Below are 16,674 nucleotides of genomic sequence, written 5' to 3'. Positions count from 1 at the left end.
CGGGCGCTACCGGCTGCCCGCCACCAGCACCGCGATCAGCGCGATCGCGCCGGGCAGCGCCTGCACCACCAGGATGCGGCGGCTGGCGGTGGCCGCGCCGTAGCAGCCCGCGACCACGACGCAGGCGGTGAAGAAGATCATCGCGGCGTGCCCGACCGGGTCGGCCGCGATGATGCCCCAGATCAACCCGGCCGCGAGGAACCCGTTGTACAGGCCCTGATTCGCGGCGAGCACCTTGGTCTGCTCGGCGAATTCGACCGTGCTGCCGAACGCCGCGCGCACCCGCGGCGTCGTCCACAGGAACATCTCCATCACCACGATGTAGACGTGCAGCGCCGCCACCAATCCGACCAGCACCTCGGCTACTACTCGCACGATCGACTCGCTTCCTCATGTACAGGCCGGGACCTGCCCGGATGGCCGATTTCAGGATGACCGCCCGGCGGCCGATACCGAGGCAGGCGCGCGGTGCGGGCCGGTCATCGCGGATACGGCACCTTGGACACCGCATTGTAGATGGAGACACCGCCCCAATGCGGGTACAGATCGTGGAACCACGTGGGCACCAGCACCATTCGCCCGTAGTCCGGGTGATGGTGCCAGGTCCATCCTTTCGGGGTCTCCGCGAGGCCCGCGGCCTTGTTCGCCGCCGTGAAGTCCTTGGCCCGGGTGCCGCGCAGCATGCCGATGTTCACATCCTTGATCGCCTGCTTCTCGAAGCCCTCGAACGGCGCACCGAACTTCGCCAGTTCGCGGCGCGCGTTGTTGTAAGCCTGCTTGAAGTCCAGGAAGGACCGGACTTCCTCCTCGGTGGCCGCGGCCTGGTAGACCCCCTCGGTCTTGTTGACTTCGTCGATGAGGTCGGCGGCGCGGCTCAACTCCTTCTTGTCGTAGCCGACCTTCAGCGCCCCGACCTCGTCTTTCGCGACGTCGGTCAGGGTGTGCCGCCCCGCGCCCTTGACGGCCGATTCCACGATCCCGGCCAGCGCCTTCACGTCGAGCAGCAGGAGCACCGTCGTGCCGACGCCCTTCGCGAGTTCGCCGAGGCCCTTGCCTGCCTGGCCGTGCATGTCGTACCAGATCCACCGCTGGGCATACCGTCCCGCCGTCGGCAGCGCGTTCAAGGTGTTGCGGAGCGCGGCCTCGCCGATCGCCAGCGGGGTGAGCAGGGTGGCATGCACTCGATCCTTCGTGGAACCGTGCTTCAGTTTTTCGCGCTGGTCGGTGTAGCCGTGCGGGCCGCCGTCGAAGTCCGGCACGGGCGGCGGACCCGACGCGGCGGTGGGCGGTCCCTCCGGCTCGTCCTTGGCGACGACGGTTTGTTTCACATCGATCGCGTAATCGCCGGTCTCGGTTCCCGCGGTCGGTCGCTGGTAGCTGCGCAGAATGTCCTTGATCTGCTCGCCGACGACCTCCGGGCTCGTCGGTGTCGATTGCGTCCCCTGGCTGTCCACGTTGCCGGTCGGGCAGTTCCGGCCATACGCATAGACATTCGTGCCGTCGGCCAATCCGGCCGGATCGGTACTGAGCCACCGACCGAGCCAGGGCAGCAGGTAGCGGGCGCTGTGATAACCGAACCCGGTCTCGTCGTCGCGCTCCTTGCCGGTGTAGCGATAGCGCTTCAGGCCGACCTCGGCGGCGCTGCGTCCGGCTTGGAACGCCGCGGTGCCGTACGGGTGGTAGTCCTCGTAGGCGATCAGCGCGCCGTTCTGGTCGAGCTCGACGCTCGCCGAGCCGAGGTTGTTGCCGAGCTGGTAGCGGATCCGTGGCGAACCGAGTGCGGTGGCATCGGTTTCGACCAGCGCGATGCGCTGATGATCGTCCATCACGTGCAGGGATCGGCGTTCGAGGGAGACGGTGCCGCCGCTGTGCTCGCGGTAGATCTCGAAGCCGCCCAGATATATTCGCTCGTTCTTGGGCGTGCCGTTGCGCGTCTCGGTGACCTTACGGATCCGCTCGCCGTTGGCGTCGTAGAGGTAGTAGGTGGTTTCGCGAGTGCCGCCGTTGACTACCTGCTGTGCGGTAGCGCTGAGCTGATCGCGGTAGTTCCATTGCATCAGCGGGAGGTGCGACATCTCCGCGATGTTCCCGCGGGTATCGTAGCCGTACTTTGCGGAATAGCCGCCTGTCGCAACATAATCCGGTAGATCATCCGGGTCGCCGGGGAGGCTGGTCGCGAGCAGTCGATTGCTGTCGAGCGCGTATTGATAACGGCGCTGCCACAACGTCGCGCCGGGCTGCTCGACGTTGCTTCCGGCGTGATGGGCCAGCTGAATGATGTTGCCGACGGCGTCGTAGCGGTAGCGCTCGATATAGCCGCGCAGCCCCTGTAGGTCGTTGGCGTGTACGCGGGCACCGGCGAAGGGGTAGTCGCGGCGAATGCTGTCGCTCGGGTTCAGCGCGAAATCCGTTTGGCCGCTGTGCTCGCGACCGCTCGCCGCGATGAGCTGGTAGCGGGCGTCGTACACGTAATCGCAAGTGGCACCGGCCTGTACGGTCGTCGCGAGTGCGGTGTCTTCGATACGGGTGACATTGCCGGAGGGGTCGTAGGTGTAGTGCAGGTCTTGGACCACGGCAGCGTTGGTGAACAGCAGGGAGGCGGTGGTGTCGGGGTCGGCGGGGCGGGTCGTGCGCAGCGTGGCCAGCCGGAAAGTGAACGGGTCGTGGGTGTATCGGGTGGCGGCACCGTTGCCGTAGTCGATGCCGGTCCGCTGGCCTTTGGCGTTGTAGTCGATGTTCGTCACGAATGGGGTGGCCGCCGCGCCGCCGGGCAGGGCGACCTCGACTCGTTCGATCAGGCCCGCCTCGTTGAACATCGCGCGGTAGACGCTCTCGTCCGGTGCGGTCACCGTCATCGGGCGGTTGAGTGCGTCGTACTCGGTACGGCTGGTGAGTGCTTCTGCGGCGAGCAACGGTGCTGCGGCAGCTTCGATTTCGTCGATGCCGGTCACGTGGGCGAGGGCCGACCAATCCGCGACGGTGGTGTAATCGCGGGTGAAGCGGCGGTCGCTGGTCAGCAGGTTGCCCTTGAAATCGTAGCGCGCGCTGGTCGCGACGCCGGCACTGTCGTAGATGCGAAACGGCTTGCCGCGCAGGTTGTTATCGGCGTTCGGGTGGGCTTCGCCGTAGATCCGTCGCTCGACGAGCACCTCGGCGGCAGGCAGTGCCGGATCGCGTGGTTGGCCGCCCGGCGTCGAATCGCCGGTAGCGGCGACGAATACGGCGAGTGGGCGGTGTAGTGCGTCGTAGGTCATCCGGTGGCGGAATCCCCGGCTGTTCCAGGCGAAGAATGGTTTACCCGCGGCGTCGGACAGTGTCCGGCGCTCTCCGGCGTCCATGGTGTGCCGGAACAGCTCTGCTCCGCTGATGTCGTAGCATGGCGCGAACCCTTGCAGGCTGATGTTCTGGGTGTCGTCGAACGGATGGACGCCACCCGGCAGCGGCGGGATGACGTATTGCATCACCCGGTTGCCTCGCGCATCTTGGATCCACAGCGGCTTGCCTTCGGCATCGAGTCTGGTGAAGGTGACCTGCTTTTCGTCGACGCCGTCGGTGCGATTGTGCACGACCGTCAGCACCGTGCGCGCGAGACTGTCCAGCACGGTCCGCGCGGGCGTGCCTGCGTGCGCGGCGGCGAGCTGTGCGGCGCGGCGCTCGGCGGGCACCGCGGACGTGCTCATCCGGGCGTACCAGGCGTTGCCCGGTTCCAGCACAGTGTCGTTCGCGTCGTAGGCGGCGAACTGCCACGGCGTATATTCCACCCTGGTGACGCTGCCGTCGGGGGAGTCGGTGCGGATCTGCCGTCCGATCGCGTCGTAGAAGAGTATCGGGGTCACGCCGAGGTCGACCGGTTCCTCATAGCGGTGCCCGACCTCGGGTGGGCTGAAATAGGGCTCGTATTGCTTGACCGGTTTTCCCTTGTTGTTCAGGATCGTCTTGCCATTCGCGATCCAGCGCAGCGGGCCGCCGGGTGTCGCGGGCTCGGCCTGAACCTTCGCGACGAGGACCGCCCCGGCACCGTCGGAGTATTCGAACTTCGTCTGTACCACGCTGTTCGGGGCCTGCGCGTGGTGCTGCTCGCGCATGATTCCGGCCGCGCACGGCGGGTGGGCGCCCCAGACCACGGTGCCGTTCCGCACGGTTTCGCCGAAGTAGTACAGGTGGCGGGCGGTCGCGCCACCGAGCAGCGTCTGTGCCGCTGCCGCGCGGTAGTCGTCGGTCACGAAGAATGCGAGCAGGGTGGCATTGTCGACATCCGTTGTCGCGTCGTCGAATCCGTCGAGGGTGTCGCCCTCGCCCTGCTTTCCGCTCAGTGCCGATGCGGTCGGCATGCCGAGTGCATCGAACTTCAGCCGGGAGTGGTTGCCGTTGATGTCCTTGACGTGGATCGGCGCCAGGACGCGAAAGTCGAATTCGATTGTCTCGGTGCGATTGCCGAGGGCGTCGGTGCTTGCCGACGGGAACAGATCACGCGAGTCATATTCGAGCACAGTGACATTGCCGAAAGGATCGATGTAGCGCTGCGCGAGATAGAAATGCTGCGCCGCGTCGGTACGGTAGCCCGCGACTCCGGCGCGCCGCCAATACTGGCCTGCGGCGTCCGGGCCGAGCAGCCGGACGGCTTCCGGTCCGCTCAGATAGCCGCTGACGGTTGCGTTGCCCAGTGCCGCAATCACCTCGGGTGTCAGCAGGTCGCCGAAGACCGTCGTCACGAGCGCGTCGGTCGATGCGAGGGTGTAGGTCTCATAAGGCAGGGCTCTGGCGTTCAGTGATCCGAACGGAAGTGGATCGTTCAGTACGTCGGAGCAGAACAGCGTGCGCGTGTGCTCGACCTGTCGTCGCTGAGGATGCGCGCGGTCGGGCAACTGCTGATACGGAATTGTCTCGACCGGTGTCCCGTTGCCCGGATAGTTGTCGCTGATCTCGAACCCGCGCAACTGGTCGATGTCGAAGTATCGAGCGCCCGGCGTTATCCCGGTGAGCTCGTAGGTCGTTGTCTCGCAGGATATGCGAGGCCGATACTGATCCGGGTCGGGGATCGCGTCATTGGTGAAGCGGTTCTCGACGTAGGCGAGGTGGAGCTCGTTCTGTACTGCGGCAACCAAGGTTTCGACCCCGGCGGGCAGTAGCGGGTCGTTCAGCGGTACCGCTTGCCACCGTGGGTAACCGACCGTGACGCTTTGCAGCACATTGCCGTACTCGTCGAAGCGCAGATTGAGCGTGTGGCTGATCCTGGGATCGGGCGTCAGCGTTGCCGGACGCAGGTCGAGTTCGTAGTGGTAGCTGACCGACTCGGCCTCGGTCGTGTGAAAGACCGCGTGCTGGTTATCTTTTCGTGGCTGGACCAATCGAACGTGTTGCCCGTGTGCGGTCGCGGAGAACAGCCGGATCGGTCGCTGCGTGCCGGTCGCCAGCGCCTCGACCGTCAATTCGTAAACCTCTTGGCGTACTGCCGTTCCGCGGCACGCGCGCAGTGCTTCCCGCCGCTCATCGGCGGTGAGGCCGAGTGCGTCGAGGTCCGGCTCCGGGACGGCACGCTCATGGAAGGTGCCGAGCACCTGGGTGCCGGGCTGCTGGTCTTCGAACCAGCGCGGGAAGTATTCGCGCTCGAACTGCGGCAGTGCCGGTGCACCGGTGTGGAACCAGGTGACCGTTTTGACGGGGGGTTGATAGAGCCGGTGGTCCTGAGTCAGGTACGGGCTGTCGGTGTTCGCATCGCCGAAGGTTCCGTAGTCCTCGGTATCGATCTGCTCGATGCGTCCGAAGCCGCGGAATTCGCGTTCGGGTCCGTCGAAGTAGCCGTGGTGATAGCTGTAGGTGCTCGCGAAGGTGGTGTTGCGCCAGCGATCTCGCACCGTGACCCGGTCGACGACGTGAACGGGGAAGGGAAGCTTTGTGGCCCAGGGATTTCCGGCCAGCTTGTCGGCTAGATAGAACGCGGTCGACGGTGTGTAACTGATCTCGGTTTCGGCCCCCAGGTTGTTCTTGACCGAGACGAGCAGGTGCGGCTTCTGCCCGCCCATCAGATCGAGGTAGCGCAATGGGGAGTGCGCATCACCCGCCAGCGGCGAAGACCACACCAGGCAGGCGGTGCCGTTGCCGAGCAGGTCGAGCGCCTGCACTCGAATCGGCTCGGCAACAGGCGGAAAGACCGGCAGTGCCACTGGATTTCCCCAGCTGTTGCCGGACTGGTTGCGGTAGACCCGGACGCCGTCGGCGTGCAGGTAGAGGAGATCGGTGGTGCCGGAACCGTCGATGTCGGCCACCAGGACGCGCTGGCTGTCGAACTGGTCCGGATTGTCGAACCACGGCGCGTGGTCCATGGTGATCTTCCCGCCGAAGCGACCGTAACCGAGGTTCGGCCAGTAGCAGACCTCGCCGTTGCGGATCCGGACCAGGTCGATGAGGCCGTCGCCGGTCATGTCGGCGAGCTGGACGGTCTGCTCGCCGTCGGCGAAAATCACCGCAGGACCGCGGTTTTCGTCCCCTCCGGTGGCGACGCGCTGTTCCGGGCCGAACCCGTCCTCGCCGAGCGACGGATACCAGACGAGGGCGTCCTGCTCGGCGATCAGCACATCGGAACGGCCGTCGCCGTCGAGATCGATGAAGCGCAGATTCGGGTCGTGCCAATTCTGGTTGGGCAGTTGGTCGAACAGTGTGAACGGCGACCAACTGTCGTCGGTGCGTCCGTAGAAGCCCGGATCGGGTCCGTCGAACCGTACGACGTCGGGTCGCCCGTCACCTGCCAGGTCGACGAATCGGGCGCCGGCGGCCGGCGAGGCTGCGGGCAGCGACGCGACGAGCTCAGGTGCCCCGAGGCGAGCATTTCCGGTGTGACCAACCGCGTTGGCAGGAATCAGGTTTCGCTTGTAGAACCAGCCGCCGCCCTGCTCGGTGAGGACGCCCGCGACGCCATCACCGTCGAGATCGACCCACTGATATCCGATACCGTCCAAGCCGATCGGCAAGCCCGACAGGCTGTCCCGGTCGAGTTCGCGCAGCTCGCTGTGAATCCGCGCCTCGCTGTAGCCGAATTCGACCGGCGGCAGCGCCCTGCTGCGGTATCCCTCATCCTGCCGCCGGTAACCGCGCTGGGTGACCGAAACGAGTTGGGCGTAGATCGGATTGCGCTCGTCGGCCGGGTCGGCGTCATGGGCGTAGCCGAAGTCGGTGGAACGGACCAGGCAGTCGGCGCCGACTTCGGCTTCGCCGGGAAAATGATGAAACATCAAGGCGCGCCGGCACAGTCGGTGGGTGCGCACCTCGAAACCGGAGCGGTAGGACGAGAACGGGTCCGGCCGATTACCCCAGCCCGGCCCGTCGGCGGGCAGCGGGTGCGCGAGATCGTGTTCGCCGTAATCGAAGACCAGCTCGAAATACCACTGGTCGTCGGCGGGCGGCGTCGGCCAGGCGGCTATTGGGTCGAGCGCAGGGAAGTACGGCGTGTGGTTTCCGTAGCGAATTCGCTTCGGGTATCGGTTGGCCCGGCGCTCGCGCGGCAGTTCGCTGGCCTGGCCGGCCGGGATCTGCTCGTTGTTCTCGGATTTGTACTCGTAACTGATGACGTTGCCTTTGTCGTCGTAGCTCAGGCAGATCAACCAGCTGAAGATGTGTTGCGGATGCGCAGGATCGGCGATACGTGACCGAGCGTCGCGGCCGTACCAGGTGGTGACGTTGTCCCGGGAGATCGAACGCCAGCTCACGTCGCGCGCGTCGGCGAGATTTGTCCAGCGCTCGATGCGCGCGAACAGCCCTTCGACGCGCGGCCGGTAGCGCTGAACGCGGTAGTCGTTCCCGCCTACGGTGCGGATCGGCAGCTCTTCGCGAACCCAATTCCCTTGTCGTTCAACCAGAACGGGGACCAGATCCTCCGCGCCGGACAGAATGAACACATCCGAATCGCCGGCATCGTCGTATCTCGGCAGGCCCTTGTCGGTTTTGCGGGTGATCGCGGGCAGCCCCAGACTCCAGCCCAACCCGAACGGGCCGTTGCCCGACCCCGAGTCGTAGCCGAGCGACAGTTGCGGCCCGAAACCGCCGCGGCCGGGGCTCACACTGATCGGGACGGTCAGCGAGCCGGTCCCGGTCACCGGATTCGCCGCGAACTTCTCCCCGATCCCTTTGATCGCGCCGCCGCCCTTCGGCAGAGCGATCGAGGGCGCCTTCGGTCCGCTCGGCTCGCTCGCCGCATCGGTCCGTGCCGCACCCTGCTTGCCTCGCCCGAAGTCGTCTGGCATCCCGCTACCCTCCATTGCCCACGGCCACGTCAGCAGCCCTGGCGCAATTCTGGGGAGCCGATCACCCTTGCCGGAACCCTCCGGTTCGCTGACCGGATCGGATCGATCCGCGGCGGGATCGGGCAAACAAAAACGGGATGCCCGTGCTGGGCATCCCGTTTATGCGATGAATGGAGTTACCGGATCACTCCACGACCTGGACGACATCACCGGGCTCGAGGTGGCGGTAAGTGGCCTCCGCGGCGTCCGGGTTCATCCGAATGCATCCGTGCGAGTTGGAATCGAGCGGTCCGATGTGGGTGGCGATATCGCCGTCGAAGAAGACGGCCCACTCCATCGGCGCGTTGTGCATTGTGCTCCAGAAATGTTCGCGCTTGAAAGCGACGTTGAAGACGCCGACGTGCGATTCGTATCCCGGCCTGCCGATCTCGATCGGCTGCGGACCATAGATGGTCTTGCCGTCCTCCATCAGCCACATTTCCTTGGTCGACAGCCGCATGCACGCGCGTGTCTTCGCCGCGGTGCACGGCGCGTAGACCGGTGCGGGCGGCGGCGGCTGAATGATGGCAGGAACGCCGGGAATGTCCGGTCCGCCGGGCCATAGCGGTTCGGCCTGTGCGGTTGCTGTCATTGCGAATCCGGCAATTGCGACCCCGGTGAGTACCGCGAATCTTGCCGACCACTCTCTAAAACGCTTGCTGCTCATCAATTTCAGGCCTCTCTTCGCCTTGCCGCCACGCTTGGTGCCGAATGCCAGGGTGAATAGGAGTACCTCGTCGCGAGAAACTGGAGAATGCGAGGTGATAGGGATCATCGCGGACCATGCGCGCCGGGTCAATCGCGGCGCGCAGGTGTTTCACTATCCGAACAATCCGCCGAGCGCGCCGCCGCTCTGTCCGGCCTGCTGGCCGCCGCCGGTGCCGCCGATGAGCCCGCCGGGCGGCAACTCCGAGGGCTGCACGATGACGAAGCCGCGTCCGGAGAAGGCGAGCGTGAGTCCTTCTCCGGTGCTGCGGCCGATCAACCGGCCGAGACCGAAGGAATCGTTGCGCTTGATCCCGGTCTGCAGGCTCGACGACCACGCCACCGCGGCCTGCGGATCGGCGTAGGTCGGCTGGTCGACCTGGAGCACCACCGGCGACCCGTGCGTGGTGATGGCGATCCGGCCGCGCCCGGTGAACACGCAGTTGAAAAGCCCGGCGTTGCTGGCGATGCCGGCCGCGCCCTGCACCCGGGCGATCCGGTAGGACAGGCTGGTGTCGAAGGCGAGCACGTTGGAGCCGTTGATGGTGAGACCGTCGCTGCCGTCGAGGTCGATGATGTGCACGTCGGCGGCGCTGTCGGCGAGGAACAGGTCGCCGCGGCCGGAGACGTTCATCAGCGGCACGCCCTCACCGGTGAGCCGCTGGGTGATGGCGCGGCCGATGCCGCCGGAGCCGAGCGCCTTGAACTGCATGTCACCCTGGTAGGCGACCATGGAACCGGCCCGGGCCAGCACCTCGCCGTTGACGGCGACCTTGATCATCTTGCCGCCCTGCTTCTGGATGCCGACGCCGTTGACCTCGGCGTGGTTCGGGTTGAACAGTTCGCTCTGCATCGGCAGTGCTCCTTGCTGAGGTGATGATGGTGCGGGCGGCGAGTATGCGGGGGCCGACGGGTACGACGGCGGGGGAGCGGGCGGCGGGTAGTTCTGGGCAGGCGGCGGGTAGTTCGGCGCGGCCTGCGGTGCGTAGGTGGGTGCCGAAACCGGTGCGGCGGCAGGTGGATTCGGCGCGGCGGCCGCCTCGGGCTCGTCGTCGATGTTCACGCCGAACGCCGTCGCGATGCCGGCCAGCCCGTTGTCGTAACCCTGGCCGACCGCGCGCACCTTCCAGGCGCCACCGCGGCGATAGATCTCCACGCACACCACGGCGGTTTCGGTGGTGAGCCCGTCCATCGGGAAAGTCAGTGCCCCCGAATCGGATCCGATCGTGGCGAGCAGCGTGCCCGCGGCGGCGAAGGTGGGCGGCCCGCTGCCGTCCAGGCTGGCGGTGACCACCACCTTGTCGACATCCGGTGGCAGCGCGCTGGTCTGCACGTCGACCATGTCGCCACGACCGCTGCCGTGCCGATAGGTGACGCCGGGACCGACCGGCTGATTGAAGAACACGAAGTCGGCGTCGGTCCGGACCCGGCCGTCGGCGTTGAGCAGCAGCGCGGAGACGTCGACGCCGGCCGCGCAGGTGACGGTGACGGTCATCCGGTCGGCGGGCGCGGGCCGGTTCTCGCCGCGGGCGAGGGCGGTCACCGCGGACCGGCCCGGTCGTCGGCGATCGGCCCGAATGGCATGCGATTCACGCCGTCAAGTGTGTCCCGAGTCGGGTCCGCGCGCTACCGAGTCGGCCGCACGCCACGCCGAATCGTTAGCTGGCAGCGGTTGTCGCCCGCCGTTTCTGGGCGATGGCGACGCCGACACCGAAGGTCGCCGCGACGAGGGCCAGCAGGGTGGTCGCGACGATCGCCGAGCTGCCGACCAAGGTGGTGAAATTGCCGATGACCAGGGCTGTTACCACAAATAACCCGGCCGTGCCGAGCGCCGGTGCGAGCACGGTGTGCCAGCGCCTGCGGTCCAGTCCGGTGCGGCGGAAGAAGGCGATGACCGCGACGCTGGTGAGCAGCATCAGCAGCAGGATGGCAACCGTGGCCAGGCCGGACATCCAGGTGAACAGCTGCCGCACCGGGGCCGCGCCCGCGAGGGCGAACGTGCCGACGACCAGTGCCGCCGACAGGGTTTGGGCGAGTGACGCCTTGTGCGGGGAGCCGTGGCGCGGATGGATATGGCCGAGGGCCGGGTGGCCGACGCCGTCGCGGGCCAGTGCGTAGCCGTAGCGGGAGATCGCGTTGTGGAAGGCGAGCAGGGCGGCGAACAGGCTGGTCACCAGCAGGATCGACATGAGCTCGGCGGCGGCTTCGCCGAGAAACAGCCGCGCGGCGGTGAAGGTCAGTCCTTCGGGATCGTTGCCCGCGGCCGCCGCGACGTCGTCGCTGCCGAACGCGAGCACCACCGCCCAGCTGGCCAGCGCGTACAGCGCGCCGATCGTGAGCACCGCGAGGTAGGTGGCCCGCGGGATGGTGCGGCGCGGGTCGCGGGTCTCCTCGCCGTAGATCGCGGTGGCCTCGAAGCCGATGAACGACGCGATGGCGAACATCAATGCCACGCCGGGCGAGCCGTCGAAGAACGCCGACGGACTGAAGGAGACGGTGTCGATGCCGTGCGCGCCACCGTGTATCAGCACGGCGGCGGACAACGCGACGATGATGCCGATCTCGACCACGAGCAGCACGCCGAGAACCTTCGCGCCGAGCTCGATGTTGCGATAGCCGAGCACCGCGACGACCGCCAGCAGCGCGAAAGCGTAGATATACCAAGGTAAGTCGGGCCCGCCGTAGTGCACGACGAGCTCTTCGGCAGTCGATGCCGCCAGTCCGTAGATTCCGGCTTGGATGGCGGTGTAGGTGAGCAACGCCAGCCCGGCCGCGCCGATTCCGGCGCTGACGCCGAGACCGCTGCGGACGTAGGCGTAAAACGCACCCGCCTCGTCCACATGGCCACTCATCGCGGCGTATCCGACGCTGAAGACGAGCAGGACGGCCGCCGCCACGAGGTAAGCCGTCGGCGCGCCCGCCCCGTTGCCGAGCCCGATCATCAGCGGCAGCGCGCCGCCGACGGCGGTCAGCGGGGCGGCGGCCGCGATGACGAGGAACACGATCCCCGTCACCCCGATCGAACCGCGTAATCGTGCACCGGCAGTGGCTGATTCAGTCATCGGGAGCTCCATGGCAGCAACTGGTCGATGCCGCGCCGTGGCTGGTGCGCGGCACATCGAGGGTGGGATTGCGGTCGAAGAAGCCGACCGGCTTCAGCACGAATCCGGTGTAGTCGACCGGCATGATCGGCCAGTCCTCCGGTCGCGGAAAATGGGTGAGGCCGAACGTGTGCCACACGACCAGGTCCTCGTTGTCGAGCGGTCGATCGGCGGCGACGTACTCCGGAAGACCGGCGCCGCCCGGGTGCTGGTTCACGAAATCCCCTGCGGCATAACGCTGTGCGGGATCGTAGCGGGTGACCCAGAGGCTCTTCGTCGCGAAGGCGGCCCGCTTGGCGATCGGTGCCGCGTCGTCGGCGAGCAGCGTTTCCTTGCCCTCGGGGTAAAGCGCGTAGGAGACGGGCAGGCCGAGGCGGTTGCGTACGTCGGGATTGCTGATGCGCCAGGTGCGGCCGACGCGGTTGTCCGCGAGCCGCTGCGCCGTCGATTCGCGGGCGAGCGTGGTGCGCCGCAGCGTGAAAGCGTTGCCGTGCGGGTTGTCCGGGCCGATCGGCACACGGACGCTGTCCACCTCTTCGACGCGATTGCGATGCCCGTCGACCATCATGTCCAGGCGCGCACTGAACAGATGTTGGTGATGTGGCGCGCCGAGACCGGGCGCCACCTGGGTGGAGAACGGGTGGTCGAGGCCGGGATAGGCTGCGGTGAAGACGATTCCGGTCGCCTTCACCTCGAAGCCGATGGTGCCGTCGAGGTACAGGTACCAGAAGAAGCCGTAGTCGTAGTTGCCCACCGTGGTGAAGAACGAGATCACCAGCCTGCGTTGCCTGCGCACCTCGCGCGACCCGGTCCACAGGTCGGTGTGCTTCCACAGCACGCCGAAGTCCTCCTCGTGCATGCAGATCGCGTTGCGCAGTATGCGCGGGTTGCCGGTCTCGTCGGCGATGACGGCGTCGAAATAGGTGATGTCGCCGAGGCAGTCGCAGCCGAGCTCGAGCGCGTTGGCGTAGCGTCCGACGAGGTACTCGCCGGTGTCGAAGTAGTTCTGCCAGGAGCGGATCGGCGACGGATCGGCATAGGGCACCACCATTTCCGCGATGGACGCGCGGTGGATTATCGGCCGGGTCCGGCCATGGTCGTGAAAGCCGATCTGGTGCAGCACAAGTCCCTCGCGCGCATCGAAACCCACTCGCACCGACCACTTTTCCCATTCGACGAGATTCCCGTGCACGGTGAAACTCGGTCCGTCCGGCTGGGTGATCTCGATCGGTTGCTGTGTGGTGCGCGGCGGGCCGGTGACGGCGGGGTCATCGAAGTTTCCGGATTCCTGCGGCACGTCGACCGGCCCGGTGTCGAGCACCCGCAACACCTCGCGGGTCATCACGTCGACGAACGCCACCAGCCCGTCGACCGGATGTGCCCAGGGATGGTCCTTCTCGTGCTGTTGATGGAACGCCAAGCCGCGCAGAATGCGGCGGCCTTCCTCGCCCGCGTAGTCGAACACGCCCGCCGACAGCGGGGCGACGCGCACCTGCGCGACGTCGAGCCCGCGGGCGGCCAGCGCGGCCAGCCAACCGGGGTCGGTCGACAACACCGCCTCGACCAGCTCGAACTCCTCGTCGAGCACGGGCAGTTGACCGTCGACGACCGCGTCCAGTCTGCGCTGGGACAGCACCGTTCGACGGCCGAGCGACACGAGCAGATCGATGGCGTTCGGACGGTCGATGTCGTGCAGCAGCACCCGGAAGCGGCGATCCAACGCACCGGACCACCGGTAGACCTCGTATTTGTCCGGCTCGTCCAGTCCGACGTAGACGAAACGTGTTGTCGGCGCGATCAGCCCGGCGTCCGCGACGACGGCGCGTACCTCGGCGATCTCCGTCTCGGTGGGCAGTGCGAGCGGATGATCGGCACGTCCCGGTGTGAGCGTGGGCATGGCCCCTCCATCTCATTGCTACGAATGTGGGAAACACAGGGGGTATTCGCCGAGAAAGTTGCGCCCGCTCATCATATTCAGCAACTATTCGGACAATTGGGTCGGAAATGCTACTTCCCTGTTCCTACATTTGCTGGTTAAGAATGGCGGGTATTGGTTGCGGCGTAGCGAGCCAGAAGTTACGGAGCAGCAAATCATTTCTCGCCGGTCATCGCGGTGAGGTGTGAGAACTGACCCTTGACGGTTAGCAACCGATCGGTTGCAATGTAGGAGTGAGCTACGACACGATCATCAAGGCCGGGCGCTGGTTCGACGGCGCCGGTTCGCCCTCCGGCACGCGCCACCTCGGCCTTCGCGGCGATCGGGTCGTCGCGGTATCGGCGGAGCCGCTCGACGAGACGGGCTGCCCGAATGTCATCGACGCCGCGGGCAAATGGGTGGTCCCCGGCATGATCGACATCCACACCCACTACGACGTCGAGGTGCTCAAGACGCCCGAGCTCGCCGAGTCGGTGCGGCACGGCATGACGACGGTGCTGCTCGGGTCGTGCTCGCTGTCGACCGTGCACGTCGGGGCGGTCGAGGCGGGCGATCTGTTCGGCCGGGTCGAGGCCATCCCGCGGCGGCACGTGATCGAGGCCATCGAGGAGACCAAGACCTGGCACTCGGCGCGCGAGTACATCGCGGCGCTGGAGGAGCTGCCGCTCGGTCCGAATATCGCTGCGATGCTTGGCCATTCGGATGTCCGCACGGCGCTGATGGGACTCGATCGCGCCACCCGCAAGGATGTCCGTCCCACGGCGGCCGAGCAGGCGGCCATGGAATCGGCGCTCAATGACGCGCTCGATGCCGGCTTCGTCGGAATGTCGGCCCAGCAGCTGCTTTTCGACAAGGTCGACGGTGACACCTGTCGCTCACGCACGCTGCCGTCCACCTACGCCAAGGCCCGGGAACGGCGTCGCCTCAACGCGATTCTGCGTCGGCGTCGGCGCGTTCTGCAGGCCGGTCCCGACATCGCCTCGGTGCGCAGCATCGCCGCGATGACGCTGAGCAGCTTGGGCATCTTCCGCAAAAATTTGAAGACCACGCTGCTGTCGGCCGCGGACATCAAGGCGAACCCGGCCCTGGTCTACATCATGGGGCCGATCGCGCGCGTACTGAACGCGCTGGGCGGCGACTTCCGCTGGCAGCACCTGCCGGTGCCGTTCGAGGTGTACGCCGACGGCATCGACCTGGTGATCTTCGAGGAGTTCGGCTCGGGCGCCGCGGCGCTGCACCTCGCCGACCAGGTCGAGCGCAACGCGCTGATGCAAGACGAGTCCTATCGGCGACAGTTCCGCAAGGACTACGACTCGAAGTTCGGGATGCGGGTCTGGCATCGCGACTTCTTCGACGCCGAGATCGTCGCCTGCCCGGACGATTCCGTGGTCGGCCAGACGTTCGGGCAGGTCGGTCTCGATCGTGGCGGCGTGCATCCGGTGGACGCGTTCCTCGACCTGGTGGTCGAACACGGCACCAAATTGCGGTGGCGCACCACGATTTCCAACCATCGGCCGAAGTTCCTGACCAAGCTCGGCGCGGATCCCGGTGTGCAGCTCGGCTTTTCCGACGCGGGCGCGCACCTGCGGAACATGGCGTTCTACAACTTCGGGCTCCGCTTCCTGCGCCGCGTGCGCGACGCCGAGCAGTCCGGCGCGCCGTTCATCTCGCTGGAACGCGCGGTGCACCGGCTCACCGGTGAGCTCGCCGACTGGTACGGCATCGACGCGGGTCACCTGCGCGAGGGTGACCGGGCGGATCTGGTGATCATCGACCCCGCACATCTGGATGCCTCGCTGGACGCCTATGCCGAAAGCACGGTCGCGCAGTATGACAACCTGTCCCGCATGGTGAATCGCAATGACGGGGCGGTCTCGGCCGTCTTCATCGGCGGCAAGTACGTCTTCGGCGACGGCACGCCCGCGCCGCTCCTCGGCACCGACCGCACCGGACGCTTCCTCAGGTCCCAGGTGCGGTGACCGAGCCGCGCCGCACCCAAGCCCAGCGCCGCGCCGCCACGATCGGCAAACTTGTCGAGGCCACCATCGAGGCCATCGCCGAGGTCGGCTACCACAACGCCTCGCTCGGCGAGATCAGCCGCCGGGCAGGCGTGTCCAAGGGCGGCATCTTCCGGCACTTCGACTCGCGCACCGACCTGGTCGTGGCCGCCGCCGAAGAGGTCGGCCGCAGGCACATGCGCGCGTTCGACAATATCCATCCGCGCGAAAACACCGGCCAGCCACTGGATTTGACGCATATCCTGCACCGTGCCCGCAATCAGATCCGCCAGGAAACCAACACGGTCTGGTTCGAGCTGCTCGTCGCCGCGCGCACCGAGCCGGAGCTGCGGGCCAGGCTCGCCCCGGTCGCCGAGGCGCTGCTCGATGATGTCGAGCGGGTCGCGATCGCGGCGCTGTCGCCCGCCGTCCCGCCCGATATCGCCCGCCTGCTGGCGACCTCGATTGTGCACATGTTCGACGGCGAGGCGATCTTCCGCTCCACCTACCCGCGGCCCCAGCTCGAGGACGCGCGAATCGAGTACGTCGCAAGCACCTTCCAGCGGCTGGCGGGCGAGATTCACGTCGAATCCGGTGCCTGAGCGGCCGACCTGATACTGATTATGGACTATTGCATAATTAATAGTCCTGTTGTTGAC

At 66.7% G+C, this 16,674-nt stretch carries 8 protein-coding genes; 2 read left to right on the top strand and 6 right to left on the bottom strand.

All coding sequences use genetic code 11. The features are described 5' to 3' along the window. Positions 1-6: 6 nt before the first annotated feature. From ACFWF1_RS13450 to ACFWF1_RS13425, 6 genes are all read right to left on the bottom strand, one after another. Complete coding sequence (locus ACFWF1_RS13450; RefSeq protein WP_379284925.1) at positions 7-375, bottom strand: DUF1304 domain-containing protein; 369 nt, start codon at positions 373-375, stop codon at positions 7-9. 104 nt (positions 376-479) lie between these two features. Continuing rightward, positions 480-8,237 (bottom strand): SpvB/TcaC N-terminal domain-containing protein, encoded by a 7,758-nt coding sequence (locus ACFWF1_RS13445; protein WP_379284926.1) that lies wholly within the window; start codon positions 8,235-8,237, stop codon positions 480-482. A gap of 184 nt (positions 8,238-8,421) precedes the next feature. Continuing rightward, positions 8,422-8,868, bottom strand: a complete 447-nt coding sequence (locus tag ACFWF1_RS13440) for a L,D-transpeptidase (RefSeq protein WP_379284927.1) — start codon at positions 8,866-8,868, stop codon at positions 8,422-8,424. A 228-nt stretch (positions 8,869-9,096) separates the two neighbouring features. Next, positions 9,097-10,524, bottom strand: a complete 1,428-nt coding sequence (locus ACFWF1_RS13435) for an AIM24 family protein (protein WP_379284928.1) — start codon at positions 10,522-10,524, stop codon at positions 9,097-9,099. A 115-nt stretch (positions 10,525-10,639) separates the two neighbouring features. Then, positions 10,640-12,043 (bottom strand): APC family permease, encoded by a 1,404-nt coding sequence (locus ACFWF1_RS13430; RefSeq protein ID WP_379284929.1) that lies wholly within the window; start codon positions 12,041-12,043, stop codon positions 10,640-10,642. Further along, entirely contained in the window at positions 12,036-13,979 is a 1,944-nt protein-coding gene (locus ACFWF1_RS13425; protein ID WP_379284930.1) for a primary-amine oxidase, read from the bottom strand. Before ACFWF1_RS13425 ends, ACFWF1_RS13430 begins: the two co-directional genes overlap by 8 nt. 272 nt (positions 13,980-14,251) lie before the next feature. On the opposite strand from ACFWF1_RS13425, the gene ACFWF1_RS13420 reads away from it, so the two are divergent. Further along, the gene (locus ACFWF1_RS13420; protein ID WP_379284931.1) at positions 14,252-15,997 is read left to right on the top strand and encodes an amidohydrolase family protein; all 1,746 of its coding nucleotides are present in this window, start codon (positions 14,252-14,254) and stop codon (positions 15,995-15,997) included. Then, entirely contained in the window at positions 15,994-16,617 is a 624-nt protein-coding gene (locus tag ACFWF1_RS13415; protein WP_379284932.1) for a TetR/AcrR family transcriptional regulator, read from the top strand. Before ACFWF1_RS13420 ends, ACFWF1_RS13415 begins: the two co-directional genes overlap by 4 nt. The last annotated feature ends 57 nt before the right edge of the window (positions 16,618-16,674 follow it).

Origin of the sequence: Nocardia sp. NPDC060255, from assembly GCF_042727395.1 — a bacterium.
In the GTDB taxonomy this organism is placed as follows: domain Bacteria; phylum Actinomycetota; class Actinomycetes; order Mycobacteriales; family Mycobacteriaceae; genus Nocardia.
This window is presented reverse-complemented; position numbering and strand designations above follow the sequence as displayed.